This window comes from Rathayibacter sp. AY1B8 (assembly GCF_002932775.1).
In the GTDB taxonomy this organism is placed as follows: domain Bacteria; phylum Actinomycetota; class Actinomycetes; order Actinomycetales; family Microbacteriaceae; genus Rathayibacter.
Genome location: NZ_PSWJ01000004.1, coordinates 99,514 through 124,515 on the forward strand (window position 1 = coordinate 99,514; position 25,002 = coordinate 124,515).

A 25,002-nucleotide genomic window follows, 5' to 3' on the forward strand; every position below is an offset into this window, starting at 1 on the left:
TCAGGACAGACCCCGGTGCAGGTCGCGCCCATCGGCCCCACCCATGAAAGCAGCGAGTTCGTCCGGCGTCGGCTCGTCCGCGGTCGGCGTGAGCGATGACGGCCGAGATAGCGGGTCCAACAGATCGGCGCGCTTGGCCGCCCACTCGAACCACTCACTGGTCGCAGTCATCGCGTCTGGGTCCAAACGCTCTCGAGCTGCAGCGATGTACGCGCGTACCTCCTCCGCTTCCTTCCACTTACGAACCTGATGCAGCAACGCCTCAGCCCTTCGAGTCTCGGCAAACCGCACCCGCGCGCGCGCTTCCGCCCGCTGCCACTGCTCCTCGCGCTCCTCGCGCTCCTTCACCGCATCCTTCTCGCGCTGCTCCATCTTCAAATCACTGATGGCTATCGCGCGCACCAACTGGCCGAGCGCATCCGAGAGCTTGGTGTTCGTCTGCATCGACTCGCGGAAAGGTGTTCCCTCGTAGTTCTGCAGGTACCCCCACAGCCGCACCTCGAGCCTGCCCGATGAAACGAACTCGGTGCTCCGGCTGCCAATCCAGGGCGGGCGACCGTGCGGCAGGCGCGAGTGTTCCGGGCTCCCACGCTCCGACGATGGAATCGTGGCACCGCCAGCGCGCGACACTTCCGCCATCTGCACATGGAACGCCGCATGCTCGGTCTCGATGCGCATGTGAGCGTGCCGCTCCCGCCAGAACACCCTGGGCCTGCCGAAGTCGACGAGAGGATCGACGGCAACCCACCCACGCCGTTCGACCTCAAACTCGAGCGCCTGCAAAGCCCTCGCGGCTCGTTCCGTGCAATTCGGGGTGACGAAGCTCCACTGTCGGTTCTTGATGAGCTGTCGCGCGAAAGGACGGAGGATCGCGGCAGTGGTTGAGATCTCTACAACAGCGACAGGAACGATCTCCTCGTAATGCGGAGCGAGCTCGACCCGGGTGTAGTCAGAGGCAAGTCCCTCCGTTCGCGTCACCAACATCTGACCGAATGGACGCTGCCGGGAGCGCATGCTGTCAGCAACAAGAGAACCGAGCGCTGCCGCTTCCTGCCGCTTCACGCGCAACGATCCGCCTGCAGCACGAACGCGGTCGATGAGAGCATCAGCAGCGGCAGGCGCCGGCTCGTCGACTACGACCGGGTTCTGTTCGAGCCAGGACCTTCCGCTCAACGTGACCGAGCAGCTCCACCCCGTGCCGGTGCCGTCGATCTTCACGTAGCCGCGCGTTTCCAGCGCTCGGGCGGTGATCCGGTGGCCATCCTGGTAGCGATCAGAAGGCGCCCCCTCTGCTGCCCAACGCAGCACCTGGGTCTGCTTGTCGTTAAGAGTCGAAGGCAGGCGTGACATGAACCGATTCTTCCCACCCCTCGTGTGCCCGCGCAGTCGAACGGTCGCGATTGCGCTGACGTGCCAGCCTGGCCTGACGACCCGACACCTCGCACTCGCTCTTTAGTCGCTACATTCGGGCGTAAACGACGGTAGAGCGCGGGAACACGGGTTGTTTGAAACCCCAGGTCACAAGGTCGAACGGTAAGCCGAGGTAGGGCGGACGTCCGAACTTCTGCTTCCCAAGCAGATGGCGCGGGTTCGATTCCCGTCACTCGCTCTCCTCCCCCCCCCCCTCGTCTGCGGCCGGTCCTCCGGCCCGACGCGAGCGGCTCCTCCTCCGGCGCTGCAGCGGCGTCCGTCAGCGCAGCGGCGTCCGGCAGCCCCGCGGTGTCCGTCAGCCCAGCAGCGGCAGCCGCCCGACGATCCTGTCGATCCGGTTCCTCGGCCCCACCAGGCTGACCGCGAGGTACTGCAGCTCGTCGGAGCCGCTCGCCGCCACCGCCTCCCGGTACTCGTCGTACACCCGGGTGGCCTGCGCCGACGCGGGCATGTCGGCGACGAACGTCCCGTCGTGCGCCTCGGCCTTCTCGCGGATCGCGAGCAGGGTGGCCGCGTCGGCGGCGAGGACCGTGCAGCCAGCCCACGGCAGACCGGGATGCAGCGATCCGGACGCGTCGGCGGGGCTCGGTCCGAGCAGTCCCGCGACGTGCGCGGCCGTCGCGGCGCCCACGCAGATCGCGGCGTTCACGGCGCGGCCGGCGGGGAGGGACTCGTCGACGACGACCACCCACTTGAGGCGGGCCGAGCGGGTGGGCGCGGCGGTGTCGATCTCGTCGGGGTGGAAGCCGACGGCGTCGAGGGCGGGGATGGTCATGCTGCTCCTCGGTTCGTGCGAAGTGACGTCACAAAGAGTAGGCAGGAGGGGTCCCCTGCGGCAGGATCTCCGTATGAACGACCAGCAGAACGGCCCAGGAGCGGCACTCGACGAACTCGACGTCCGGATCCTGCAGGTCCTGCAGTCGGATGCACGGATCACGAACCGGGACCTCGCAGCCGCCGTGCACGTCTCGCCCACCACCGCCCTCGACCGCACGAGGAGCCTCCGGCGCCGCGGCGTCATCACCGGCGCGACGCTCACTCTCGACTTCGCGGCCCTCGGGCGCGGCGTGCAGGCGCTGATCGCGGTCCGCATCCGTCCGCCGTCGCGCGAGATCATCGAGGCCTTCCGCGACTGGGTCACCGGCCTCGACGAGACGGTCGGCGTGTTCGTCACCTCCGGCTCGGAGGACTTCATCATCCACGTCGCCGTCCGCGACAACCAGGACCTCTACGCCTTCGTCATCGACGAGCTGACGCAGCGCCGCGAGGTCGCCGACGTGCGCACCTCGGTCGTCTACGAGCACCTGCGCGAGCAGGTCGTCCTGCCGCTGGAGCCGCACGGCCGCGCGGAGCGGTGAGGCGCCCGAGCGGCGTTCCGACGCGACACGCCGGGCGGATCCGCGGCAGCGCGCGGGATCGCGGGATGCAGAGGGCAGGGTGGAGGGGTGACAGAGCTCGTCCAGATCCCGTCGCCGGGCGTCGCCCTCGAGTACGGGCACCCCGGCCGGCCCGTGGTGGTCGTGCTGCACGACGTCTTCGGGCGCCTGCCGTGGCTGGAGCCGTTCGCCGAGGCTGTGGCGAAGCACGGCTACCACGTGCTCGTGCCCGACCTCTACGACGGCTGGGCCACGCTCGCCCCGGAGGACGCGCGCGACCTCGCCGCGATGGCCGCGCAGGACCGCACCCTCGCCGCCGTCGCCGAGGCGGTCGGCACCGGAGTCGCGGCCGGGGCACCGCGCAGCGCCGTCATCGGCTTCGGCTTCGGCGGCCGCCTCGGGCTGCTCGCCGCGGGCACCGGGCTCGTGGACGCGGTGGTCGCGTACTACGCCACCCTCGGTGCGGAGGAGCACGTGCTGGTCCCGTGCCCCACCCTCCTGCACTACGCGCAGAGCGACGAGTGGCCTGCGGGCGACGACCCGGAGTCCTTCGTCGGACGGCTGAAGGAGTCGGGGACGCCGGTCACGGCGCACACCTACCCGGACACGCAGCGGCACTTCGCGAACGGCAACCTGCGCGACGCGGTCAGCCCCGCCTCCGCGGCGCTCGCCTACGCGCGGACGCTCTCGTTCCTCAATCCGCAGCTCATCGACACCTGAGCTCAGCCCTGCACGTCGTGCAGGTGGTGCTGGACGTCGTGCAGGTAGTAGCGGGCGATCGTGTCGACCGTGAACGCCGCGCCGTCGCTGCGGCGGCCTCGGCGCTGCCACTGGGCGCCGGCGACGGAGTCGAACACCTCGGCGATGCGCTCGGCCGCCTCGACCAGCTCGCGGCCGACCGTCGCGGGGTCCTGCTGGTCGTAGCGCTCCTCCACGGCGGTGACGTCCTGGTCCCAGTTGGGGTAGAGCGGGTCGTCGCCGGCGAGCATCAGCTCCACGCGGGTGCGGTAGATGCGGTGCACGTCGCGCACGTGCGCGGCGTACTCGAGCGGCGACCAGGTCTCGTCGTCGGGCCGGCCCGCCGCATCGTCGCGGTCGAGCACGTAGGGCCAGGCGGCGGCGTTCTCGCGGATGAGCTCGGCGACCTCGTCGGCGTCGACGAGCGAGGCGTCGAAACCGCACTCGAGGCAGGGGCTCTCGAGGACCCAGGTCCAGTCCTTGGTGTCGGGAGTGATCGGCATGGCACCAGAGTAGGGCGCCGCCGGATCAGCAGCGCGTCGGGGTCCCCTGCACGGCGCCGCGCTCGCCGTCGGCCGTCCACGGGAGCCGGGGCAGGCCCTCGGCTCCCGCCGCGGCTCCCTGCTCGACCGCGATGGCGGCCAGGGTGCGGGCGACCGTCGCGGCGAAGTCGCCGCCGGGCGTCGAGCTGTTGATCGACACGGCCACGGTCAGGCCCGAGACCGGGTCGGAGTAGGCCGCGGTGACGAAGCCGGGCGCGAGACCCGAGAAGCCGCGGAGGGGTCCCGCCTCGTGCCCGCCGAGCCCGGCGCGGAGGTAGTCGGCGCGGCCCTGGCCCTGGACGACCGGGTCCTGCCACATGGCGTCGCCCGCGGGATCGGCCGCGAGCCCCGTCGCCAGCCGCCGGAGGTCCTCCAGATCGGTCAGCGCTCCGCCGGCGGCGCCGAGGGCGGACGGGGACGCGGCGGTGACGTCGAGGCGCACGTCGCAGCGCTTCTCCCCGGTCGCCGGGTCCAGCGCGACCGCGTAGCCGCGGGGGGACGGAGCGGGCAGGTCGACCTCGGAGGCGCCGGGCAGCTCCGTGCTGCGCAGCCCGTACCGCGGCACCACGTACTGGTCGTAGAGCTCCCCGATGCTCCGACCGGTCACCTGCGCGGCGACGATGCCGGCGAGCAGCGGACCGGTGGCGGAGTCGGACCACGCCGCTCCGGGCTCGGCCGAGGCGCCGCGCACCTGGGCCGCGGCGAGCAGCTCGAGCGTCGGCCACTGCCGCGGGGGGTTCTGGAGCACGGTCGGCCAGAGCGCCGAGCGGAAGTCGGCCAGGCCGGAGGTGTGCGCGCAGAGCTCGCGCAGGGTGAGCCCGTCGATGCCGGGCAGGGAGCGCAGCGTCTCGCCGACGTCGGCGTCGAGGTCGACCCGGCCGGAGTCGGCGAGGGCGAGGACCACGTCGCAGGTCATCGCCTCGGTGCCGCCGGTGCCGAGCCGCAGGTGCGCGTCGGTGGTGAGGGCGGTGGTGCGCTCGTCCGACTCCCAGCCGACCGCGCCCTCCCAGCTGCCGCCCCACGGCGACCAGACCCCGGCGACCGCTCCGGTCGCGCCGGCGACGCCGACCGTCTCGTCGAGGAACCCCGACAGGGCGGAGGCGAGCTCCTCCGACGCCGCCTGCGCGGGCGCCTCCGCCACGCGCGAGGCGGCATCGGGCGTGCAGCCGGCCAGTGCGAGCACGAGGACCGGGACGACGAGCAGTCCCGTCCGCGTCCGTCTGCGAGATCCCATGCCGTGCGACTCCCCCGTCGTCTGCGAACGGCACCACTGTACGGGGGCTCCGTCGGGCCGGAGAGGGCCGCTGAGCGCCCGATCGCGATTCGTGTCCTGACCGTGACCGGCGGAGTCCACCCCGTTCCCAAACCGGCAGGCGCCGGGTTACGAAGAGAGGGAGTACAGCGCAGAGGCGCTGCTCGAAGGAGGTAAGAGACCATGCGCAGATCCCCCAATCGACTGCTGGCGACTCTCTTCGGAGCCGTCTACGTCGTCGTCGGGCTCCTCGGCTTCGTCGTGACCGGAGGCGTGCAGTTCCTCTCGACCGAAGGCGGGCTCCTGCTCGGCGTCTTCGAGGTCAACCCGCTGCACAACATCGCCCACCTGCTCATCGGAGGAGCGCTGCTGATCGCGGGCCTGTCGACCGTCGCCGCGGCGAAGACCGTCAACGTGACCGTCGGAGCGGTGTACCTGCTGCTCGGCATCGTCGGCTTCTTCCTGGTCGACACCGCCCTGAACGTGCTGGCGCTGAACACCGCCGACCACTTCCTGCACCTGGCCAGCGCGCTGGTGCTCCTGGGAGTCGGACTCGGCACCGAGAAGACGGCGAGGACGCGCTCCGCCGCGACCGCCTGACCCGGGCGGCACCTGCCGCCCCCCTCTACTCCGTCCGCCGTGGGCCCGCCGTTTTCCGCGGCGGACGGACTGAACGGCCCCGGACGACACGATGCGGTGTGTCGATCCGGGGCCTCCTCTTCTTCCCCGATCCAGCGAAGGAGCCGCCATGACCACCGTGGCCCGCTGCAACGCCGCTTTCGCCGGACTCGGCGCCGGGCTCGTCCACCTCTCGCTCGCCGCCGGCGGCGAGGGCATGCAGGCCCCGGTGATCGGAGTGCTCGGTGCCGTCGAGATCCTCTGGGCGGTCCTGGTCCTGGCACGCGGCCGGATCGTCGTGCCGCGCTCCGCGCTGGCCGTCGCGGTCGCCTCCCTGGCGGCGTTCGCCCTCGGTCTGGCCCTCGGCGCACTCGCCGAGCCCCTCCCCGCGCTGGCCGCCGCGGTCCTCCAGCTGATCGCGGTCGCCGTGGTGGCCGTCTCGCTCCGCTCTCCGCGCGTCGAGGAGAAGGCCGTCTCGCCGTCGCGAGCTCTCGTCGGACTCCTGGCCGGCGCGCTCGCCGTCTCCGCCCTCGCCACCCCCGCCATGGCCGCCTCCTCGGGCGGCTCGGGCGACATGGGCGGGATGATGCACTCCGTCGTCGACCGCGGACACGGGCACTGATGCCCTCTGGTCCCGGCGGCCCCGCTCGGCTAAGGTAAGGCAGACCTCAGTCGCCGAGGGAGGCCACCGTGTCGAACGTCATCCCGTTCTCCGAGGCCCTGCGCCTGCGCATCGGGCAGTCCGGCGCGGACGACGAGGGCGCCGCCTTCATGACCTCGCTGATGACCGGCTCCGGCAGCCGCGACGACTACATCGCGCTCATCTCGCAGCACTACTTCGTCTACGAGGCCCTCGAGGCCGTGGCGGAGGACATGGCCGGCGATCCGGTCGCGGAGCCGTTCCTCTCGGCCAAGCTCACCCGGCTCCCCGCGATCGCGGAGGACCTGCGCTTCCTCGTCGGCGAGGACTGGCGCGAGCGCATCCGCCCGCTGCCCTCGACCAGCGCCTACGTCGACCGGATCCGCACCGTGGCCTCGGGTTGGAGCGGCGGCTTCGTCGCCCACCACTACACGCGCTACCTCGGCGACCTCTCCGGCTGCGCGATCGTCCGCGGGCTGCTGCAGCGGCGGTTCGGCTTCGAGACCAACGGCGTCGGCTTCTTCCTCTTCGGCGAGATCGCCGCACCGTCGGCCTTCCGCGCCACCTATCGCGAGCAGCTCGACGCCGCGGGCTGGGACGAGGAGGAGCGCGAGCGGGTCATCGCGGAGGTCGCGGAGGCGTACCGGCTGACGACGGAGCTGTTCCGCGATCTCGCCCGGACCTGCGCGGCGGCCTGAGGGCCTGCTCCGACCTCCTCCGCGGGGCGTCAGTCCGCGGACGCCTCCGCGACGGCGGCCGGCTCGGCTCGCCGTTCGGACATGAAGCGCAGCACGTCCTTGTCGACGATGATGTCGCTCGGCCGGAGCGGCCGCGTCAGGTAGAGCCCCTCGAGGCTCGTGATGCGGCTGAGCGCCACGTAGGTCTGCCCGGGGGCGAAGGCGCGCTGCCCGAGGTCGACCACGGCGGAGTCGTAGGTCTTGCCCTGCGACTTGTGGATCGTGACCGCCCACGCCAGCCGGAGCGGGAACTGCGCGAACTCGGCGACGATCTCGCGGGTCAGCTTCTTCGTCGCGGCGGAGTAGGAGTAGCGGTAGCGCTCCCAGGTCGCGGGCTCGACCTCGTGGACCTCGCCGTCCACCTCGACCCACACCGTCCCCGCGACCTTCGTCACCCGGCCGATCGTGCCGTTCACCCAGCGCTGCTCGGAGTCGTTGCGCAGGAACATCACGTGCGCGCCGATCTTGAGCTCGAGGTTCTGGTCCGCTGGATAGGCGCGCCCGCCGAAGTCGCCGCTGATCTCGGCCGACGCGGTCTTCAGCGGGCCCTTCAGCCGCGCGAGTGCCGCCTGGTTGATGCGGTTGACCGTGTCGTTGCGGGTCGCGAGCGTGATCGCGTCGTCGGCCGGAGGCGTCCGCGCGCCCGCCGCGTTCAGCACGTCGGCGATCTCCTTCGTCACCATGCCGAAGCGGACCGCGTTGAGCATCCACTTGAAGCGCTCGTCGCTCTGCCGGTGGATCCGGCCGAGCTCGACGATCCGCAGCGGCGCCTCCTGCCAGACGAGGGCGTCGAAGAACCACAGCGAGCGGTAGCGGTCGGCGAAGTAGGCCCGCTCCTCCGGATCGCCGGGCACGGGTGCGAGCTGGAACGGGTCGCCGAAGAGGACGACCTGCACGCCCCCGAACGGCTCGGAGCGCCGCTGCCGCGCCTGCCGGAGGCTGCGGTCGATCCCGTCGAGCAGGTCGGCGTTGACCATGGAGATCTCGTCGATGACGAGCGTGTCGATGGTGTTGAGGAGCTTGCGCAGCTCGGGCGGCTGGTCGAGGTCGGAGTCGGCGATGACGCCGATCGGCAGTCGGAAGAGCGAGTGGATGGTCTGGCCGCCGACGTTCAGCGCCGCGACGCCGGTGGGGGCGCAGATGACGATCTGCTTGTCGGTGTTCCAGCTCAGGTGGTTGAGCAGGGTGGACTTGCCCGTGCCCGCGCGACCCGTGACGAACAGGTGCTCGCGCGTGTTCTCGATGAGGTCGAAGACCCGCTGCTGCTCGTCGGAGAGGGTCGGCTGAGTCACCGCTCCACTGTACCCGCGGGCCGCCGGGACCCCGGGGCCCGGGCGCGGATCAGCCGCGCTTCTGGAGGGCGGCCAGGCGGTCGTTGTAGGCCGTGAGCTCGGCCTCTCCGGTGCGGTCGGCCTGGCGGTCGCGGCGCTTGGTCTCGCGGGCGTCGGAGCGGCTCCACATCATCGCGACGACGATCGCGAGCGCGAGGGTGGGGATCTCGCCGATGCTCCACGCGATGCCGCCGGCCGCCTGCTGATCGGCGAGCGCGGAGGTGCCCCAGCCCATCGCTCCGTACCAGTCGGCGAGGAGCAGCCCCTCCCCCGTCATCAGTGCGAGGCCGAAGAAGGCGTGGAACGCCATGGTGCCCAGCAGCAGCAGGAGGCGCATCGCGTAGGGCACGCGGTGCACGCTCGGGTCCACTCCGATCAGGACGCTGACGAAGAGGTACCCGGTGATCAGGAAGTGGACGATCATCCACTCGTGGCCGATGTGGTCCGTGGTGGCCCAGCGGAACAGCGGGGAGTAGTAGAAGCCCCAGAGCGACCCGACGAACAGCAGCGCGGCGACGATCGGGTGCGAGATCGCGGTGGCGAAGCGCGAGTGCACGGCGAGCAGCACCCACTCGCGGGCACCGCGGGAGCCGTCGGTGCGGCGGGCGGCGGCGCGGGCGATGAGCGTGACCGGTGCCGCCGGGACGAGCAGCAGCGGCACCGCCATGGTGAGGACCATGTGCGAGAGCATGTGGGCGCTGAACAGGTACTTCTCGTATGCGTTCACCCCGCCGTTCGTGATGTAGGCCAGGAGGAGCATGCCCGCGATCCAGAGGATCGTGCGGTGCAGGGGCCAGCGGTCACCCCGGCGGTGCAGGCGCACCACTCCGGCGACGTAGAACGCGATGGCGAAGGAGCAGACCAGGAGCCAGACCAGGTCGATGTTCCAGAGCGTGAGGAAGTTCATCGCGCTCGCGGGCGGCGGCAGGGGCTCGCCCGTCAGCAGCTGGGCCGGGGTCGGATCCGTGAGCTGGCTCGCGGCGATCTGGTCGACCGGGGTCGCTGTGCGCGCGAGAGCCGCGGCGACTCCGGACGCGATCCCCATGAAGGCGATCTCGGCGCCGACGAGCCACCAGAAGCTGCGGCCGCCGACACCGCCGGCCTTCCGCATCCGCTCGATGAGGTAGCGGCGCTGCAGCACGCCGAACAGGCCCAGCGCGACCAGCGCCGCGACCTTGACCAGCACGAGGATCCCGTAGCCGGTCAGCAGGTTGTCGAGAGTGGCGAGCCGGAGCTCGGCGCTGACGTACCCGGACGCCGCGACCACGACGAAGCTCACGAGCGCGAGGCTGGAGTAGCGCTCGATCACGGGCAGCAGGCGGGAGCCGCCGAGCAGGGGCCGCAGGGCGATGACGGTGATGAGGCCGCCCAGCCAGATCGCCGCGAAGACGAGGTGCAGGCCCAGCGCCGTGACGGCGGCGTCGTGCCCGCTCGCTCCGGCCGCGTGCCCCTGCTGCGCCATCGGCAGCAGCGTGAGCAGGGCCAGGCCCGTGACGAAGACGAGCGCGGTCTGGTTGCGGACGGCGAAGCAGAGGACGGTGACGACGGCCGCGAGCAGCGTCGTGATGAGCCAGGCCTGGCCGACCTCGATGCTGCCGATGAAGTAGCTGAGCTTGGTGCCGAAGTCGCGATCGAGGCTCAGGGGCGTCTGCGTGACGTTGAGGAAGGTGAGGAACCCGGTCACCGCGCTGGCCGCCGCGAAGAAGGCGGCGCTGGCGGCGGCGACGTCGAGGGCGATCGAGAACTCGGTGCGCGGCTCGGGCGCGGCCTCGGCGGGCGCGGGGCGCGCGGGGGCGACCGCGGTGCGCGTCGATCCGGCGCGGGAGGAGGACTGGCCGCCGCGCGAGGACTGGCCGCCGCGCGAGGAGGCGTGAGCGGTCGAGGCGCGGGACGAGGACCGGGCGTCGCGGGCGGCGGCGGCGCGGGGGCTCAGCGCGAACAGCGTCAGCACGAGCGAGCCGATCATGCCCGCGGCGCCGAGATTGACGGCCAGCTTGGCGATCGGGAGGCCGTAGCGGACCACGGGGCCGGGATCGTTCAGCAGCGGAGCCGCGGCTCCCCCGCCGAAGGCCAGGGCCGCGAGGAGGGCGACGAGCGCTGCGGCGACGAGCACGAGCGCAGGGCCGACGATCCGGACGGTTCGATTCACCGGTCCAGCCTACGTTCCGCGGCTGATCGGCAGCCGCGTCCGCGGACGACGACGGCCCCGGCGCAGTGCCGGGGCCGTGTCGGAGGGCGCGACTACTTCGCGGCGGCCTTGAGCTTGGTGCCCGCGGAGACCTTGACCGAGTGGCCGGCGGCGATCTGGATGGTCTCGCCGGTCTGCGGGTTGCGGCCGGTGCGCGCGGCGCGGGAGGTGCGCTCGACGGCGATCCAGCCGGGGATGGTGACCTTCACGTCGTTCGACACGGAGTCGGCGAGGGTGGTGAAGAGCGAGTCGAGGACGCCGTTGACGGCGGCCTGGCTCTGGCCGGAGTCGGCGGCGATCTTCGCGACGAGCTCGGTGCGGTTGAGCGACTTGTCAGCCATGGAGTGTCCTCCCAGGACGTTCTCGCTGTCGGAACAGCTGGTTTCGATGGATCGTCCTCGGCCGGGGACGGACGTCCTCAACCGGTCGGACCGTCGGTAACCTACCAGCCCCGCCCCGGATCTCCGGCGATTCCGGCCTCGAGACGCCCGGAACGACGCCGATCGCGCCGGTCGGTCCCTCCACAGGAGGCGCTCGGCGCCTCTCGTCCACCGGTCCGCCGATCGCCTCTCCGCAGAGTCCGCCGCCTGACGAGGATCGGCTCATGACGACGACGGCACTCCTCCCTCCATCCGCTCCGGCCGACGCGGCCCTCCCCCGGCCGCCCCGGCGGCACCCTCCCGCTAGCCGGCAGTACGAGCCCGGTCTCGCCGCGCTCGCGCTGGGCCTGCTCGCGCTCGCGTCCTCCGTGCATCCGCTCTGGGCCCTCCCCGCCGTCGCCGTGGCGGTCGCCGCGGTGATCGCGTCCGTGCGGGCGCTGCGGTGGGCGGGCGAGCGGAGGAGCGCGGTGGCCGGGCTCGCCTGCGCGGCTCTCGCACTGCTCGTCTGCTCCGTCACGGCACCCGCCTCCGTGCGGGCGGGCCTGGCCGTGCTGGCCTGGATCACCGCCCTGCGGCCCGGCCCGTGAGCGGGCGCGGCTCCGGTCCAGCCCGCCTCGCTACAGTGACGGCGGCCCGCGCCCGAGCGGGCCGGGAGGACGGCCACGATGGCTCAGACGGACGGTTGGATCTCGACGGCGATCTGGTGGCACGTCTACCCGCTCGGCTTCACGGGCGCCGAGGCGAGCGCCTCGGAGGGTCCGGGTCCGGACGACGAGCCGCAGCACCGCCTCCGCGCCCTGCTCCCCTGGCTCGACGACCTGCTGGCGCTGGGCTGCAACGGGCTGCTGCTCGGGCCGGTCTTCGCCTCCTCCACCCACGGCTACGACACGGTCGACCACTTCCGGGTCGATCCCCGCCTCGGCGACGAGGCAGACCTCGACGCGCTGATCGCCGCGTGCCGCGAGCGCGGGATCCGGGTGCTGCTCGACGGGGTCTTCAACCACGTGGGACGGGAGCACCCCTGGTGGCGTGCCGCGGTCGCGGCCGGCGAGGGCTCCCCCGAGGCGGCGCGCTTCTCCCGCAGCGAGCGGTCGCAGGAGGTCGACGGCCTCCGCGTCGACGTGTTCGAGGGGCACGACGCCCTGGTCGAGCTCGACAACGGGAACCCCGAGGTCGCGGAGCACGTGTCGTCCGTGCTCGCGCACTGGCTCGAGCGGGGCATCGACGGCTGGCGGCTCGACGCGGCGTACGCGGTCGCGCCGGCGGCCTGGCACGCGGCGATCGACCCGGTGCGGCAGCGCTTCCCCGACGCGTGGTTCGTCGGCGAGGTCATCCACGGCGACTACACCGGCTACGTGCGGGAGTCCGGGCTCGACTCGGTCACGCAGTACGAGCTCTGGAAGGCCGTCCGCAACTCCCTCGAGGAGGCGAACCTCTTCGAGCTGGCCTGGTCCGTGAAGCGCCACGACGACTTCGTCCGCGAGTTCCTGCCCCTGACCTTCGTCGGCAACCACGACGTGACCCGGATCGCCAGCGCCGTCAGCGACGAGCGCCACCACGGCCACGCCACGGCGATCCTCGGCTTCGTCGCCGGCGTGCCGAGCATCTACTCCGGCGACGAGCGGGGCCTGCGCGGCGTCAAGGAGGAGCGGATCGGCGGCGACGACGCGATCCGCCCGGAGTTCCCGGCCGATCCCGCCGAGTGGCCGGGCGGAGAGGCCTACCGCGCCCACCAGGAGGTCGTCGCGTTCCGCCGACGGAACCCGTGGCTGGTCGGCGCGAGCACCCGCACGGTCGACCTCTCCAACACCGCCGTGCTGCTCGTGGCGGAGGGCCCGGAGGGACGCACCGCGCGGCTCGCGCTGAACATCGGCGACCAGACGGCGACCATCGGCGGCGTCCAGGTCGCTCCCCACTCCTGGTCGCTGCACGACTGACCCGGCGCGCGGGCGGCCCGGCAGTGCGCGACGGAGCGTCGACCTTCAGGGGCCTGTCCTCTACGCTCGGGCGCATGCCGAGACCTGCACGAGGACCCTCCGACGGACGAGCCGACTCGATCGACGACGCCGGGATGCCGGCGTCCGGACTCGAGCAGGCGTTCGCCGCCCCCGTCGACCCGGAGAGCGACCCCGGACCGGGCGAGAGGAGCGGCCTCTCGAGCCGCATCGCCCAGGAGCTGCTCGAGGACGGCTTCGGCCTCGACGCGAGCGACGAGGAGGCCCCGTCCCGCGCCGTCGAGATCGACGATCCCTCCCGCGCCGTCGGTGACGATCCCGCCCACCCCGTGCACGGCTCGATGTCCGGCGAGTTCGAGCGCCGCTGAGCCCGGCCGCCCTCGGTCGGTCGTCGTCGGCCCTGCTCCGCCCTCCGGCCGTCGTCACCCCGCCGGTACCGCGCCGCCCGCCGCCGGAGCCGGGTCCGGGCCGCCCGCCTGCAGCTCGGCGAGGAACCCGGGCCGGAGCACGCGCGCCTCGATCGACGCGGCTCCCGAGGTCCAGCCGTCGCCGAGCGGACGCTCGGGCGTGAGGAGCACGTGGCCCGGCGTCCCTGCTCGGCCGAGGACGGCGGCGACGCGGCCCTCCGGATCGTAGAGGGCGTGGTCGACGAGCGGCCCGTAGACGGCGTGCACCGCGAAGTCCTCGCGGCTGCCGAGAAGGACGGGCAGCAGCTCCTCGCCCGGGCGCAGGCCGTGGGGCCACCAGCGGAAGCGCTCGACGAGCTCGTGGCAGGCGGCGCACGAAGGCGAGAAGAAGACGAGGTGCGTCGCCGGGCGGGACAGCTCCTCGAGCGTCAGGAGCTCGCCGGCCACCGTGACGAACGCGAGGTCGGCGGCCGAGAGGTCGCCCTCATGCGCGGGCCCCGGCGCGGACTCCCTGTCGGCTGCGGACAGGCGGGCGGCCGCCCGGACGCGAGCGGCCGTCGACGCCGCACGGCGGTCGCGCACCAGCACGAGCGAGACCGCGGCGAGAGCGGCGGCGAGCCCGGACGCCGCCGCCGAGGCACCGCCGCCGCCGAGCAGCGCGGCCGGAGCGAGCCCGCCGAGCGCCCCGGCGACCGCCAGCGCGAGCAGCACCGCGTTCCTCGCGACGGTGCGTCCGGTCATCCGCGCCGAGCCCAGACCGCCGAAGCACTCGCAGTCGACGTCCTCCGCCGCGCGGACCGCGCGGACGGCGACGACGAGGAACACGGCGTCGAGGAGCGCCACCGGCACGAGGGCGGTACGGTGCGCCGGAGCGGGCGCCAGCACCACCGCGGCGCCCAGCGCGATCTCGACGACGGGGAAGGCGGCCGCGAACCAGCCGCGGCGCCGGAGGAGGAGGGGGACCCCGAGCGCCTCGAGGGTCGCCCGGAACCGCTCCGCGCGGCCGAGCTTCAGGGCACCGCTGACGACGAGCACCGCGCCCGCGCACCACCCGGCGATCGCGAGAACCGCCTCCAGCATCCGTCGCCCTCCTCGCTCGGCATCGACCCGCGCGACGCTACCGGCGCGGACCGGCCTCCCGCGGCCGAGGCGGGGAACGGGGCGGAGACGGCGCGATCCGGCGCGTTCCGCCCTCCGGACGAGCCGTTGCCGGTGCATCCGGTGCCCCGATCCGGCCAGGCGCGGCGCCCCCGGGCTCTCTCCCGGTCCCGGACGGCCGCTCAGCCGTACACTGCGAGAGGATCGGAGGGGTCATGCGGGGACGGCGAGCGCGCGACGAGCGGCACGGCACGGCGACGACCCCGCCTGCGGACGCCGCTCCCCCGGCAGCGGTCCCGGCTCCGGCCCTCGCGGACTCGCCGGACGACGCCTCGAGCGACGTCTCGACCGGGATGCGGATCGCCGCCGCCTGGTCGTGGCGCTTCCTCGCCGTCGCCGGGCTCCTCTACCTCCTCGTGCGCCTCGTCTCGCTGCTGCCCGTGATCGTCGTGCCGGTGCTGATCGCGCTGCTGCTCACCGCGCTCCTCACCCCGCTGCGGAACCGGCTCGAGCGCCTGCGGCTCCCCCGCCCGCTCGCGGTCCTGGTCTCGATCGTCCTGATGCTCCTCCTGCTGACCGGCCTCGTCGGGCTGGTGATCGTGCAGTCGCGCTCCGGCTTCAGCGGAGTGGGGCAGCGCGCTCTCGACGCGGTCGACGGCGTCGAGGCGTGGCTGCGGAGCCCGCCGCTGTCGTTCTCGGACGTCCAGCTCTCGGACTGGGCGCAGCGCGCGGTCGACTGGGCCGACGCGCAGGCGTCGACGATCGCGTCCGGGGCCCTCGCCGTCGGCTCCCAGCTGGCCGAGGTCTTCGCCGGAACCCTCCTCACCCTGTTCTCGCTGATCTTCCTGCTCCTCGACGGCCGCCGCATCTGGCACTGGTTCCTCCGCCTCCTCCCCCGCCGCGCTCCATCGCCGGGCGGGCGCGGCGGCGCCGCCGGCTGGCGGACCCTCAGCCAGTTCGTGATCGCGCAGCTCGGCGTCGCCGGGATCAACGCCGTCGGCATCGGCATCGGCGCGCTCGCGCTGCAGCTGCCGCTCGTCGTGCCGATCGCGATCGTGGTGTTCCTCGGCTCGTTCGTCCCTATCCTCGGCGCGATCGTGACCGGTGCGCTCGCCGCACTGGTCGCGCTGCTGTTCAGCGGGCCCGTCGCCGCGCTGGTGATGGTCGGCGTCGTGATCCTGGTGCACCTGCTCGAGGGGCACGTGCTGCAGCCGCTCATCCTCGGGACCGCCGTGAAGGTGCATCCGCTCGCCGTGGTGCTCGGAGTCGCGACCGGGCTCGAGGTGGCCGGGCTCGCCGGGGCGCTGTTCGCGGTGCCGACCATCGCGACGCTGAACGCGGCGGTCACCGCCATGCGGGCGCGCACGCCCGGAGCGGAGTGAGCGCGTTCGATCCGGCCGCCCGACCCGGATCGACGGTGCTGCCCGCCCTCGCCTGCCCGGTCTGCGGCGGCGCGCTCGCCCCCGACGCGCTCCCCCGCCCCTCCTCGCTCCGCTGCCCCCTCGGGCACAGCGCCGACCTCGCGCGCCAGGGCTACGCCTCGCTGCTGCGCGGGAGGCACGCGACCTCGGGCGACACCGCGGCGATGGTGCAGGCCCGCGCCGACCTGCTCGGCTCCGGCCACTACCGGGTGATCCAGGACGCGGTCGCCGCGGCCGTCCCCGCCGGCGCGCGGCTCGTGGTCGACCTCGGCTGCGGCACCGGGGCGTACCTCGCGGCCGCGCTCGAGGCGCATCCGGCGGCGGACGGGCTGGGCCTGGACCTCTCGGCCCCGGCCGCCCGCCGCGCCGCCCGCGCGCACCCCCGGGCGGCGATCGCGACCGCGGACCTCTGGCAGCCCCTCCCGCTGGCCGACGCCTCCGCCGACGCGCTGCTCACCGTCTTCGCGCCGCGGAACGCCCCGGAGATGCGGCGGGTGCTCCGTCCGGGCGGCGTCGCCGTCGTCGTCACTCCGCGCGAGAGGCACCTGCACGAGATCCGCGAGCGGTTCGGGATGCTCGGCATCGACGCCGGCAAGGCGGAGCGGCTCGACGAGCAGCTGGCGGGGTTCGCGCTCGAGGAGCGCATCGAGCTCGACACGACGGTGCTGATGAGCGTCGACGAGCTGCGCGCCGAGGTGCTGATGGGGCCGAGTGCCCACCACGTGGATCCCGAGGCGCTGGACGCTCGGCTCGCGGCGGTGGAGGGGACGACCGCGGTGACGGTCGCGGTCACCGTGTCGCGCTTCGTGCGCGCGGAGTAGCGGCGGGCGCGCCGCCGGCCCCGCGTCAGTACGTCTCGCGCAGGCGCTCCTGGTCGACCACCGCTTCGCGGTCCGCGAGGCGGCGCAGGCCCGCGAGGGGCTGGGCCATCCGGTGGTTGCCGCGGAGGACCGGCTCGGCCCGGTCGAGGAAGGCCCAGTACCCGGCGGTCACCGGGCAGGCGTTCTCGCCCAGGCGCACCTTCGGGTCGAAGCGGCAGCCGCCGCAGTAGTCGGACATCCGGTTGATGTAGGCGCCGCCCGAGGCGTACGGCTTCGTCGCGACGACGCCGCCGTCGGCGTGCTGGGACATCCCGATCACGTTCGCCGGCATCACCCACTCCGTGCCGTCGACGAAGACGTCCACGAACCAGTCGTTGAGCTCCGCCGGATCCCACCCCCGCTGCAGCCCCCAGTTGCCGAGCACCATCAGGCGCTGGATGTGGTGCGCCCAGCCGTGCCGGTGCACGTCGTCGAGCGTCTCGTGCAGGCAGTTCGCCTCGATGCCGCTCGGGTCGAGAGCGAGCAGCTCGGCGGGCAGCGGCGTGGAGGCGCCGAGCGCGCGGCTGCGGTTCCGGTACTCCGGCCCGAGGTGCCAGAACAGGTTCCAGACGTAGTCGCGCCAGCCGAGGATCTGGCGGATGAACCCCTCCGTCGCCGCGATGGGCGCGCCCCCGGCGGCGTACTCCGCCTCGGCCGCCTCGACGACCGTCCGCGGATCGAGCACGCCGAGGTTCATCGGGGCGCTGAGCAACGAGTGCGCCATCGTCCAGTCGCCCGAGAGCATCGCGTCCTCGTAGGTCCCGAAGTCGCCCAGGCGCGACGACACGAAGTCGGCGAGCGCCGCTTCGGCCTCGGCGGGCGTCGCGGCGAAGCGGCGCGGACCGTCGGCGCCGACCAGGCGGACCGCCCCCTCGGCCTCCCAGCGCGCGAGGTCGGCGCGCACCTCCTCGTCGATGTCGTCCTCCTCCGGCCACCACGGGTCGGGCAGGCCGAGCCGGGAGGCGCCCTTGGGCGGAGGCTGGCGGTTGTCGTGGTCGTAGTTCCAGCGGCCGCCCTCGGGCTGGTCCCCGCGCATCAGCACGCCGGTGCGCTCGCGGCTCCACCGGTAGAAGTCCTCCAGCAGCAGGCGCTTGCCCGTCCGGGAGAGCGCCCACTCGCGGAAGTCCTCCTCGGCCGTGATGAAGCCGCGGCTGGGCAGGACGCTCATGCCGAGCCTGCGGGCGAGGCGGCGGCCGCCGCGGGTCGGCGGGTCGATCACCTCGAGGTCGTCGCGCCCGGCGAGGGCCTGGCCGAAGGTCTCGGAGCGGACGTACTCGGCGCGGTCCCCGAGCTCGCGGGCGCGGTGGCGGAGCGCCGACAGCAGCAGCTGCGCCTTGGCGCGGTGCATCGGGCGGCGCCCGAACGCCGATCGGGCCTCGACCAGCAGCATCGGACCGCCGTCGTCGAAGGCCGGTCCGAGCTGGCCGATGACGCTCCAGCGGGTGCGAGGGGGTCTGCTCATCCTCGGAGGCTAGGCGGACGGATCCGGCGCCGGTAGGAGTTGCGCGGCACGGATGTGCAGCCGCCACGTCTTGCACCCCCGCCCCCGATGCAGAAGTCTCGGAGCGAGCGCGGCCGATCCGACCGCGCACCGACGCGACGAAGCGAGGAGGCCGCCATGGCCCACCACGACCACGACAACGAGCACCACGAGGGTCACGAGCACCACGACCACCACGAGGGTCACGACGAGCACACCGCCGGCCACGGCCGTCACGTCGCCGAGGGCACGAGCACGGAGGACACCGAGGGCGGCGAGTACACCTCGACGGAGGGCGTCTCGCACACCGCCGGCGAGGCCGAGGGCAGCTACGTCGACACCTCGGTGAACGAGCAGAGCACCGCCGACAAGGGCAGCTACGTCGACACCAGCGCCGCGGGCACCTCCGCCGAGGGCGAGGGCGAGTACACCGACCGCGACGAGTGACCCGCGCCCGGGCGCCGCGCGTCCCGCCGGGACACCGCGCTCCCGCCGGTGTCCCGGCGGGGAGCCGGCGCCTCGGCGGGACGCGGTGGTCCGCCGGCGCTTCAGGCGGGCTTCAGCGGGGCCGCGGCTAGCCTGGGCTCGCGCGGACCCCCGCGCGCCGAGCCCGGGGAGGCCGCCATCCGCATCCTGGTCGTCGACGACGAGATCAACCTGCTCCGTGCCCTCGAGACGGGCCTGGAGGCCGAGGGCTTCGCCGTGGACACCGCCACCACCGGCACCGACGCCCTCTGGTACGCGCAGGAGGCCGACTACGCCGCCATCGTCCTCGACCTGATGCTCCCGGACGTCAGCGGCTTCCGCGTCTGCGAGCGGCTGCGCGCCGAAGAGGACTGGACCCCGATCCTGATGCTCACCGCGAAGGACGGCGACCTCGACCAGGTCGAGGCCCTCGACACCGGCGCCGACGACTACCTCACCAAGCCGTTCTCGTTCCCGGTGCTCGTCGCGCGGCTGCGCGCCCTCATCCGCCGTGGAGCCGCCGAGCGGCCCACGGTGCGCGTCGTCGGCGATCTCGTGCTGGATCCGGCGTCCCGGACCGTCGAGCGGGGCGGAGTCGCCGTGCCGCTGACCGCGCGCGAGTTCAGCGTCCTCGAGTACTTCGTCTCACGGGCGGGCGAGGTCGTCTCCAAACGCGACGTCCTCGGAGCCGTCTGGGACTTCGACTACGACGGCGACCCGAACATCGTCGAGGTCTACGTCCGCACCCTGCGCAACAAGATCGATCGGCCCTTCGGCCGCGATACCCTCCGCACCCGGCGCGGGGCGGGCTACACGCTGGTGGCCGGGTGAGCCGCCGGAGCCTGCGGACCCGCATCACCGCGGCCGCGACCGCCGTGGTGGCCGCCGCCGCGCTCCTCGGGAGCGTGCTCTTCGTCCTGGTCCTCTCCTCCGTGCTCGCCTCGAGCGCCGCCTCCGCCGCCGACGCCGAGGCGGAGCGGGTCGCTGCGCTGGTCGAGCAGGGCGGCCCGGAGGCCGTCCGCGGCTCGGAGGGACTGGTCCAGCTCGTGGTCGACGGGCGGGTCGCCGCCGCGGGCGAGGACGCGGAGGACCTCCCTCCGCTCGCGCTGGCCGAGAGCGACGACCCGGTCACGGTCGACGTGGACGACGAGGGGCCGGTGGTGGTCGCCGCCCGCGAGCTCGACGACGACTCCCTCGTCGTGGTCGGCGTGCCCGACGAGGGCCGCGAGGAGGCGGTGTCCACGACGATCGGGCTGCTCGCGGTCGCCGTCCCGCTGCTGATCGCGCTGGTGGCGGTGGTGTGCGCCGTCGTCGTCGGCCGGGCGCTGCGCCCCGTGGAGCGGATGCGCGAGGAGGCCGAGGCGGTCACCTCCTCCGCCCTGGACCGCCGGATCGCCGCTCCCGGCTCCGGCGACGAGGTCGACCGGCTGGCGCACACCCTCAACCGGATGCTCGATCGGCTGCAGAGCGGGCAGGAGCGGCAGCGGCGCTTCGTCTCGGACGCCTCGCACGAGCTGCGCTCCCCCGTCGCGGCGCTGCGTCAGACCGCGGAGGTGGCGCTCGCGCACCCGGACCGGCTCGACTCCGCCCGGCTGGCGAGGACGGTCGCGGAGGAGTCGGTGCGGCTCGGCGGGCTGATCGAGGGCCTGCTGCTGCTCGCCCGGGCGGACGAGGCGCGCCTGGCCGTGGCGGCGGCTCCCGTGGACCTCGACGATCTCGCCCTCGGCGAGGTGCGGCGCCTGCGCGACTCCGGAGCCCGGGTCGACGCGAGCGGGATCTCGCCCGTGCAGGCGGTGGCCGACGAGGCCCTGCTCTCGCGGGCGCTGCGGAACCTGGTCGACAACGCGGTGCGGCACCGCTCCTCGCAGCTGGCGCTCTCGACCCGGATCGACGGAGCGGAGGCGGTGCTCGCGGTGGACGACGACGGGCCGGGGATCCCGGCGGCGGAGCGCGAGCGGGTGCTCGAGCGCTTCGTCCGCCTCGACGAGGGCCGGGCGCGCGACGCCGGAGGGTCGGGCCTCGGCCTGGCGATCGTCGCCGGGATCGCCCGGGCGCACGGCGGACGGGTCGTCGTCGGCGACTCGGCGCTGGGCGGCGCCCGGGTCGAGGTACGGGTGCCGCTCGTCCGCTGAGCGGGCGCTTCAGGCCTGCTTCAGCGCCCGACCGCGAGAGTGCTGGAGGCGTCGACGAGCGGCGCCGGGACGGAGCCATCGTGCAGAAGAAGACGAAGATCATCGCCGGGATCGCCGGAGCGGTCGTGCTGATCGGAGCCGGGACGGGCATCGCCTACGCCGCGACCGACGGCTTCGAGGGGTCCGACTCCCTCACCGGCAGCGACCTGGACCGCGCGAGCGAGGCAGCGCTCGCCGAGATCGGCGGCGGGACCGTCACCTCGGCCGAGCGCGACGACGACGGCGCCACCGGCTACGAGCTGGACCTGACCGACCGCGCCGGCCTCGAGTACGAGGTGCGCCTCGACGACTCCTTCGCCGTCGTGTCCGTGGACCCCGACGACCGCGCCCTCCAGGCCGGCTCCGACGACGACGGCGTGCCTGCCGGCGACCCGACCGCGGCCGCCGTGGACCCGGACGACCTCACCGGCGACGACCTCGCCCGCGCGAGCGAGGCGGCGCTGGGCGCCGTCGGCTCCGGGACCGTCACCGAGGCCGAGCGCAGCGACGACGCCGGCCACGCCTTCGAGGTGGAGGTCACCCGCGAGGACGGCACGGACGTGGACGTCGAGCTCGACGCGGCGTTCGCCGTGCTCTCGACGCAGGAGTAGCGCTCTAGCGGCCGCCGGGGCCCTTCGCGGCCCCGGGCGCGGCACCGCTGCCCGCGGGGGCGCCGACGCCGGTCGCCGCACCGCGAGCGCCGGGGCCGTTGCCGCCCGCGTTGCCGTTGCCGCCCGCGTTGCCGTTGCCGTTGCCGTTGCCGTTGCCGTTGCCGTTGCCGTTGCCGGGAGCGTTCCCGCTGTTGCCGGGTGCGCCACCGCTGTTCCCCGGTGCGTCGCCGCTGCTCCCCGGAGCGTCGTCGCCGGGAGCGGCCGGGGTCTCCTCCGCGGGCTCCTCCGGCTCGGTCGGCGTCTCCTCCGGCTCCGACTCCTCGGGCGAGGGGGCGGGGTCGTCCTCGGTCTCGACCGGAGCGGGCGTGTCCTCCGGCTCCTCCTCGACCGGGGTCGTCTCCTCGGGAGCCGGGGCGGTCGTCTCGGCCGGCGCCGGCTCCGGGGCTCCCGCGATCAGGGCCTCGAGGTCGGCGCGGACGACGTCGACCTGCGCCTGCACCGTCGCTGCGCGATCGGAGCTGACGGAGTCCTCGGCGAGCGCGGCGTCGAGCGCCGACTGCAGCGAGGCGAGCTCGGTGAGAGCGCCCTGGTAGTCGTCGGCCGAGGCCTTCTCGGCGACGGCGACCACCGCGTCGTCGAGGGTCTGGGCGGTGCCCTCGTCGATGCCCTGCGGCGCGGAGGAGCATCCGCTCAGCAGCAGGACCGAGGCGAGCACGGCGCCGGCAGCGCGCAGTCGGAGGCCCCTCACGAGCGGATGCTCTCGCGCAGCTGACGGAGGTGGTCGCCCAGCTCGCCGTCCACCTGCGGCAGAGGCGACTGGGGACCGTCGATCAGGATGATCGCGAGCCCGACGGCGACCGCGACCAGCGCGAGCACCAGCACGATCAGCCACGGGCTCGGGCCGCGGCGCTGAGGACGGGCGGCCGCGGGGCGGAGCGGAGCCGTGCGCGGCGCCGGAGCGGTCTGCGGTGCCGGAGCGATCCGCGGTGCCGGAGCGATCCGCTCGGTCGCGGTGAAGCGCTGCGTCGGATCGAGCGCCTCCGCCCGCGTGATCGGCTCGGTCTCGGCCAGCGGCTCCGTCGACATCACCCGGGTGGCGGGGACGTCGGGGACGACGATGGCCGCCGGCGGGGAGTCGCGCCGCGGATCGATCAGGCGGCGTGCCGACTCCGCCACCTGGAGCGCGGCGGGACGCTCGCCGGGCTCGCGCCGCGTCATCGAGGTCAGGAGCGAGGTCCACCCGCTGCCGAGCGACTCCGAGACCTCGGGGTCGCGGAGCAGGCGGGCGAGCGTGACCTCGATCGCCGAGCCCGTGAACGGGCGGCGACCGGTCAGCGACTCCAGGAGCACCAGGCCGAGGGAGTAGATGTCGCTCGCCGACGTGACCGGGTCGCCGTGCGCCTGCTCGGGGCTGAGGTAGGCAGCGGTGCCGATGAGGGTGCCCGGCGCGGTGATCCGCGTCGCGTCGATGAGGGAGGCGATGCCGAAGTCGGCCAGCTTCGGGCGGAACTCGCGGCTGGTCAGCGGGCTCGGGACGAGCAGCACGTTCGACGGCTTCACGTCGCGGTGCACGACTCCGGCCGCGTGGACCGTGTGCAGGGCCTCGCCGAGGTCGCCCGCCATCGAGGCGACGTCGTTCGGCGCGACCGGGCCCTCGGCGAGCCGCTCGGACAGGCTCGGGCCCTCGGCGAGCTCCATCACCATGTAGGCCTGGCCGTTGGTGTCGTCGCCGCCGTCGTGCGCGTCGTAGAGGGTGACGAGGGCGGGGTGGTTGAGCGCCGCGAGCAGCCGGATCTCGGACGCCTTGCGCTGCAGGTCCTGCGCGTCGTCGATGCCGGGGGCGAACATCTTCAGCGCGACGGAGCGGCCGAGGACGCCGTCTCGCGCCCGGTAGACCGTGGCCATGCCGCCGCGGCCGATGAGCTCCTCGATCGTGTACCGGCCGTCGACCGTCGTCCCGACGATGCGGGTGTCGCCTGTCCGGTGGGATGCCACGGGTCCTCCTCGCGGTCGGCGGCGGGTGTGCCGCGCCCCCCGGTGCGACCGTCGACCCAGGGTAGTACGTCGACCCTGCACGCCGCCCTCCCCCGGCCGGGCTGTCAAGCGGGTGCCCCCGCGCGCGCCCCGACGTAGCGTCGGAGGTCCCGACGAAAGGCGACGACATGGACCAGGACCGCACGGAGCAGGACGACCAGGGCTCGACCATCGGCAAGCCGGACGGGGCGGCGCCCGCCACCTCCTCCGAGAGCGAGACCATCGAGAAGGACATCTCGGAGTCGCCCGGCAGCGAGCGCGAGACCGAGGCCAAGCAGGACTCGGATCCGGCGGAGAGCCGCACCGAGGTCTCCGGCTCGGCCGAGGTGAAGGCCGTGCCCGGCACGGGCGGCCCGGACGACGTGGGCGACGTCGAGGTCGACCCCGACGAGGTCTCGCTGAACGGCAAGCCGTTCCCGGGTCACGCCGGCACGAAGTAGGACGCCCGGGAGGGGCGGGGCCGCGGCTCCGCCCCTCCCGTGCTCTCCGGTCAGCCCACCGCCCGTCGTCCGCCCTCGCCCGGAGGTTCCGCGGACCGCGCGGATCGTCCCGCGCCTGTCAGGCGAGCGGCGTCAGCCGACCGGCGTCAGCAGGCCCGGGTCGCGGCGGTCGACGGTGCGGGAGTTGTTCACGCGGCGGTCGACCGGGTGGGCCGTGACGGTCGAGGCCATCGCGACGGACGCCCGGTCGAGGGTGGCGAGCATCTCCTCGGCAGAGGCGAGCGGAGCCGGGTCGAGCCAGGCGTCGCGCACGTCGGGCGTGAGGAACACGGGCATCCGGTCGTGCACCTCGCCGGAGGCGTCGCGCGCCTCGCGGGTGATGATCGTGAAGGAGACGCGCCAGTCGTCGCCCTCCTTCCGGGCCGTGTAGAGGCCGGCCGCGGCGAGGATCGGCTCCTCGCCCTGCAGGAACCACGGCTGCTTGCCGTCGGCGCGGGTCTCCCACTCGTAGTACCCGCGCATCGGCACGATCGCGCGCTGCTTGGCGAACGCCCCGCGGAACAGGCCGTTCGTCGCGACCGACTCGAGGCGCGCGTTGATCGGCGAGGGCCCCCTGCCCTTCGACCAGGACGGGGTGAAGCCCCAGGACGCCAGCTCCAGCTCGCGCTCCCGCTCGCCGTCGTGGAGCCGCTCGCGCACGATCGGCGCGACGTCGGTGGGAGCGACGCTGTAGTCGGGCGCCCAGTCCTCGGCGCGCCCGCCCGCGGCGACGAACTCGCGGATCAGCTCATCGGTCTCGGAGTCCATCGCGAAGCGGCCGCACATGC

Annotated in this window: 27 protein-coding genes; 15 read left to right on the plus strand and 12 right to left on the minus strand. The window is 73.8% G+C overall.

From position 1 onward, the window contains the following. On the minus strand, window positions 1–1,350 hold the full coding sequence (locus C5C63_RS04660) for a hypothetical protein (protein WP_146086355.1): 1,350 nt from the start codon (window positions 1,348–1,350) through the stop codon (window positions 1–3). Window positions 1,351–1,726: 376 nt separating this feature from the next. Further along, window positions 1,727–2,206 (minus strand): DUF2000 domain-containing protein, encoded by a 480-nt coding sequence (locus C5C63_RS04665; protein ID WP_104325581.1) that lies wholly within the window; start codon window positions 2,204–2,206, stop codon window positions 1,727–1,729. A gap of 73 nt (window positions 2,207–2,279) precedes the next feature. Here C5C63_RS04665 and C5C63_RS04670 point away from each other — a divergent pair, with 73 nt between their 5' ends. Continuing rightward, window positions 2,280–2,789, plus strand: coding sequence for an Lrp/AsnC family transcriptional regulator (locus C5C63_RS04670; RefSeq protein WP_104325582.1), 510 nt, complete (start codon window positions 2,280–2,282; stop codon window positions 2,787–2,789). A gap of 87 nt (window positions 2,790–2,876) precedes the next feature. Next, window positions 2,877–3,527: a dienelactone hydrolase family protein gene (locus C5C63_RS04675; protein WP_104237610.1), complete on the plus strand. Its 651-nt coding sequence runs from the start codon at window positions 2,877–2,879 to the stop codon at window positions 3,525–3,527. 2 nt (window positions 3,528–3,529) lie between these two features. Here the strand turns inward: C5C63_RS04675 and C5C63_RS04680 are convergent, their stop codons facing one another. Next, a complete protein-coding gene (locus tag C5C63_RS04680) occupies window positions 3,530–4,048 on the minus strand; it encodes a DinB family protein (protein WP_104325583.1) in 519 nt (172 codons plus the stop codon). Between the two features lie 25 nt (window positions 4,049–4,073). Beyond that, complete coding sequence (locus C5C63_RS04685; RefSeq protein WP_104325584.1) at window positions 4,074–5,321, minus strand: serine hydrolase; 1,248 nt, start codon at window positions 5,319–5,321, stop codon at window positions 4,074–4,076. 201 nt (window positions 5,322–5,522) lie between these two features. Here C5C63_RS04685 and C5C63_RS04690 point away from each other — a divergent pair, with 201 nt between their 5' ends. The 3 genes from C5C63_RS04690 (at window position 5,523) to C5C63_RS04700 (ending at window position 7,295) form a co-directional block, all read left to right on the plus strand. Then, window positions 5,523–5,939 carry a DUF4383 domain-containing protein gene (locus tag C5C63_RS04690; RefSeq protein WP_104325585.1) on the plus strand — a complete coding sequence of 139 codons (417 nt, stop codon included), beginning with the start codon at window positions 5,523–5,525 and terminating at the stop codon, window positions 5,937–5,939. A gap of 148 nt (window positions 5,940–6,087) precedes the next feature. Continuing rightward, window positions 6,088–6,579, plus strand: a complete 492-nt coding sequence (locus tag C5C63_RS04695) for a hypothetical protein (RefSeq protein ID WP_104325586.1) — start codon at window positions 6,088–6,090, stop codon at window positions 6,577–6,579. A gap of 68 nt (window positions 6,580–6,647) precedes the next feature. Next, window positions 6,648–7,295 (plus strand): heme oxygenase (biliverdin-producing), encoded by a 648-nt coding sequence (locus C5C63_RS04700; protein ID WP_104226125.1) that lies wholly within the window; start codon window positions 6,648–6,650, stop codon window positions 7,293–7,295. Window positions 7,296–7,324: 29 nt separating this feature from the next. On the opposite strand, the gene C5C63_RS04705 is transcribed toward C5C63_RS04700, so the two are convergent. The 3 genes from C5C63_RS04705 to C5C63_RS04715 form a co-directional block, all read right to left on the minus strand. Then, window positions 7,325–8,626 (minus strand): ATP-dependent RecD-like DNA helicase, encoded by a 1,302-nt coding sequence (locus C5C63_RS04705; protein ID WP_104222908.1) that lies wholly within the window; start codon window positions 8,624–8,626, stop codon window positions 7,325–7,327. A gap of 49 nt (window positions 8,627–8,675) precedes the next feature. Beyond that, the gene (locus tag C5C63_RS04710; RefSeq protein WP_258060006.1) at window positions 8,676–10,814 is read right to left on the minus strand and encodes a bifunctional copper resistance protein CopD/cytochrome c oxidase assembly protein; all 2,139 of its coding nucleotides are present in this window, start codon (window positions 10,812–10,814) and stop codon (window positions 8,676–8,678) included. Window positions 10,815–10,906: 92 nt separating this feature from the next. Next, on the minus strand, window positions 10,907–11,194 hold the full coding sequence (locus C5C63_RS04715) for an HU family DNA-binding protein (protein WP_056037903.1): 288 nt from the start codon (window positions 11,192–11,194) through the stop codon (window positions 10,907–10,909). Between the two features lie 263 nt (window positions 11,195–11,457). Between C5C63_RS04715 and C5C63_RS04720 the strand changes: the two genes are divergently transcribed. The 3 genes from C5C63_RS04720 (at window position 11,458) to C5C63_RS04730 (ending at window position 13,556) form a co-directional block, all read left to right on the plus strand. Further along, window positions 11,458–11,820: a hypothetical protein gene (locus tag C5C63_RS04720; RefSeq protein ID WP_104292694.1), complete on the plus strand. Its 363-nt coding sequence runs from the start codon at window positions 11,458–11,460 to the stop codon at window positions 11,818–11,820. A gap of 78 nt (window positions 11,821–11,898) precedes the next feature. After that, the gene (locus C5C63_RS04725; RefSeq protein WP_104325587.1) at window positions 11,899–13,170 is read left to right on the plus strand and encodes an alpha-amylase family glycosyl hydrolase; all 1,272 of its coding nucleotides are present in this window, start codon (window positions 11,899–11,901) and stop codon (window positions 13,168–13,170) included. Window positions 13,171–13,244: 74 nt separating this feature from the next. Beyond that, window positions 13,245–13,556, plus strand: a complete 312-nt coding sequence (locus C5C63_RS04730; protein WP_146078496.1) for a hypothetical protein — start codon at window positions 13,245–13,247, stop codon at window positions 13,554–13,556. A gap of 54 nt (window positions 13,557–13,610) precedes the next feature. On the opposite strand, the gene C5C63_RS04735 is transcribed toward C5C63_RS04730, so the two are convergent. Beyond that, entirely contained in the window at window positions 13,611–14,675 is a 1,065-nt protein-coding gene (locus C5C63_RS04735; protein ID WP_104233069.1) for a MauE/DoxX family redox-associated membrane protein, read from the minus strand. 233 nt (window positions 14,676–14,908) lie between these two features. Here C5C63_RS04735 and C5C63_RS04740 point away from each other — a divergent pair, with 233 nt between their 5' ends. Next, window positions 14,909–16,075 carry an AI-2E family transporter gene (locus tag C5C63_RS04740; protein WP_104233068.1) on the plus strand — a complete coding sequence of 389 codons (1,167 nt, stop codon included), beginning with the start codon at window positions 14,909–14,911 and terminating at the stop codon, window positions 16,073–16,075. Beyond that, window positions 16,072–16,935 (plus strand): methyltransferase domain-containing protein, encoded by an 864-nt coding sequence (locus tag C5C63_RS04745; protein ID WP_104233067.1) that lies wholly within the window; start codon window positions 16,072–16,074, stop codon window positions 16,933–16,935. Before C5C63_RS04740 ends, C5C63_RS04745 begins: the two co-directional genes overlap by 4 nt. Window positions 16,936–16,960: 25 nt before the next feature. Here C5C63_RS04745 and C5C63_RS04750 read toward each other — a convergent pair whose 3' ends face one another. Next, entirely contained in the window at window positions 16,961–18,436 is a 1,476-nt protein-coding gene (locus tag C5C63_RS04750; protein WP_104325588.1) for a cryptochrome/photolyase family protein, read from the minus strand. Window positions 18,437–18,592: 156 nt separating this feature from the next. Here C5C63_RS04750 and C5C63_RS04755 point away from each other — a divergent pair, with 156 nt between their 5' ends. From C5C63_RS04755 to C5C63_RS04770, 4 genes are all read left to right on the plus strand, one after another. Then, window positions 18,593–18,901 carry a hypothetical protein gene (locus C5C63_RS04755; RefSeq protein ID WP_181027115.1) on the plus strand — a complete coding sequence of 103 codons (309 nt, stop codon included), beginning with the start codon at window positions 18,593–18,595 and terminating at the stop codon, window positions 18,899–18,901. Window positions 18,902–19,078: 177 nt separating this feature from the next. Next, the gene (locus tag C5C63_RS04760) at window positions 19,079–19,750 is read left to right on the plus strand and encodes a response regulator transcription factor (RefSeq protein WP_104233165.1); all 672 of its coding nucleotides are present in this window, start codon (window positions 19,079–19,081) and stop codon (window positions 19,748–19,750) included. After that, window positions 19,747–21,051: an ATP-binding protein gene (locus tag C5C63_RS04765; protein WP_258065387.1), complete on the plus strand. Its 1,305-nt coding sequence runs from the start codon at window positions 19,747–19,749 to the stop codon at window positions 21,049–21,051. The genes C5C63_RS04760 and C5C63_RS04765 overlap by 4 nt, the downstream gene beginning before the upstream one ends. Before the next feature lie 80 nt (window positions 21,052–21,131). Continuing rightward, a complete protein-coding gene (locus tag C5C63_RS04770) occupies window positions 21,132–21,701 on the plus strand; it encodes a PepSY domain-containing protein (protein ID WP_104292689.1) in 570 nt (189 codons plus the stop codon). 4 nt (window positions 21,702–21,705) lie between these two features. Here C5C63_RS04770 and C5C63_RS04775 read toward each other — a convergent pair whose 3' ends face one another. Then, the gene (locus tag C5C63_RS04775; protein ID WP_104325589.1) at window positions 21,706–22,449 is read right to left on the minus strand and encodes a hypothetical protein; all 744 of its coding nucleotides are present in this window, start codon (window positions 22,447–22,449) and stop codon (window positions 21,706–21,708) included. Beyond that, window positions 22,446–23,696, minus strand: a complete 1,251-nt coding sequence (locus tag C5C63_RS04780; RefSeq protein WP_104295240.1) for a serine/threonine-protein kinase — start codon at window positions 23,694–23,696, stop codon at window positions 22,446–22,448. The genes C5C63_RS04775 and C5C63_RS04780 overlap by 4 nt, the downstream gene beginning before the upstream one ends. 167 nt (window positions 23,697–23,863) lie before the next feature. On the opposite strand from C5C63_RS04780, the gene C5C63_RS04785 reads away from it, so the two are divergent. Continuing rightward, window positions 23,864–24,175, plus strand: coding sequence for a hypothetical protein (locus C5C63_RS04785; RefSeq protein WP_104222919.1), 312 nt, complete (start codon window positions 23,864–23,866; stop codon window positions 24,173–24,175). A 132-nt stretch (window positions 24,176–24,307) separates the two neighbouring features. Here the strand turns inward: C5C63_RS04785 and C5C63_RS04790 are convergent, their stop codons facing one another. Continuing rightward, the gene (locus C5C63_RS04790) at window positions 24,308–25,000 is read right to left on the minus strand and encodes an SOS response-associated peptidase (RefSeq protein ID WP_104258002.1); all 693 of its coding nucleotides are present in this window, start codon (window positions 24,998–25,000) and stop codon (window positions 24,308–24,310) included. Between the last annotated feature and the right edge of the window lie 2 nt (window positions 25,001–25,002).

Coding starts and splice junctions, on each gene's coding strand:
- C5C63_RS04660 (WP_146086355.1), bottom strand. CDS start 1,350: ATGTCACGCCTGCCTTCGACTCTTAACGACAAGCAGACCCAGGTGCTG.
- C5C63_RS04665 (WP_104325581.1), bottom strand. CDS start 2,206: ATGACCATCCCCGCCCTCGACGCCGTCGGCTTCCACCCCGACGAGATC.
- C5C63_RS04670 (WP_104325582.1), top strand. CDS start 2,280: ATGAACGACCAGCAGAACGGCCCAGGAGCGGCACTCGACGAACTCGAC.
- C5C63_RS04680 (WP_104325583.1), bottom strand. CDS start 4,048: ATGCCGATCACTCCCGACACCAAGGACTGGACCTGGGTCCTCGAGAGC.
- C5C63_RS04685 (WP_104325584.1), bottom strand. CDS start 5,321: ATGGGATCTCGCAGACGGACGCGGACGGGACTGCTCGTCGTCCCGGTC.
- C5C63_RS04690 (WP_104325585.1), top strand. CDS start 5,523: ATGCGCAGATCCCCCAATCGACTGCTGGCGACTCTCTTCGGAGCCGTC.
- C5C63_RS04695 (WP_104325586.1), top strand. CDS start 6,088: ATGACCACCGTGGCCCGCTGCAACGCCGCTTTCGCCGGACTCGGCGCC.
- C5C63_RS04715 (WP_056037903.1), bottom strand. CDS start 11,194: ATGGCTGACAAGTCGCTCAACCGCACCGAGCTCGTCGCGAAGATCGCC.
- C5C63_RS04720 (WP_104292694.1), top strand. CDS start 11,458: ATGACGACGACGGCACTCCTCCCTCCATCCGCTCCGGCCGACGCGGCC.
- C5C63_RS04725 (WP_104325587.1), top strand. CDS start 11,899: ATGGCTCAGACGGACGGTTGGATCTCGACGGCGATCTGGTGGCACGTC.
- C5C63_RS04730 (WP_146078496.1), top strand. CDS start 13,245: ATGCCGAGACCTGCACGAGGACCCTCCGACGGACGAGCCGACTCGATC.
- C5C63_RS04735 (WP_104233069.1), bottom strand. CDS start 14,675: ATGCTGGAGGCGGTTCTCGCGATCGCCGGGTGGTGCGCGGGCGCGGTG.
- C5C63_RS04740 (WP_104233068.1), top strand. CDS start 14,909: ATGCGGGGACGGCGAGCGCGCGACGAGCGGCACGGCACGGCGACGACC.
- C5C63_RS04750 (WP_104325588.1), bottom strand. CDS start 18,436: ATGAGCAGACCCCCTCGCACCCGCTGGAGCGTCATCGGCCAGCTCGGA.
- C5C63_RS04755 (WP_181027115.1), top strand. CDS start 18,593: ATGGCCCACCACGACCACGACAACGAGCACCACGAGGGTCACGAGCAC.
- C5C63_RS04785 (WP_104222919.1), top strand. CDS start 23,864: ATGGACCAGGACCGCACGGAGCAGGACGACCAGGGCTCGACCATCGGC.
- C5C63_RS04790 (WP_104258002.1), bottom strand. CDS start 25,000: ATGTGCGGCCGCTTCGCGATGGACTCCGAGACCGATGAGCTGATCCGC.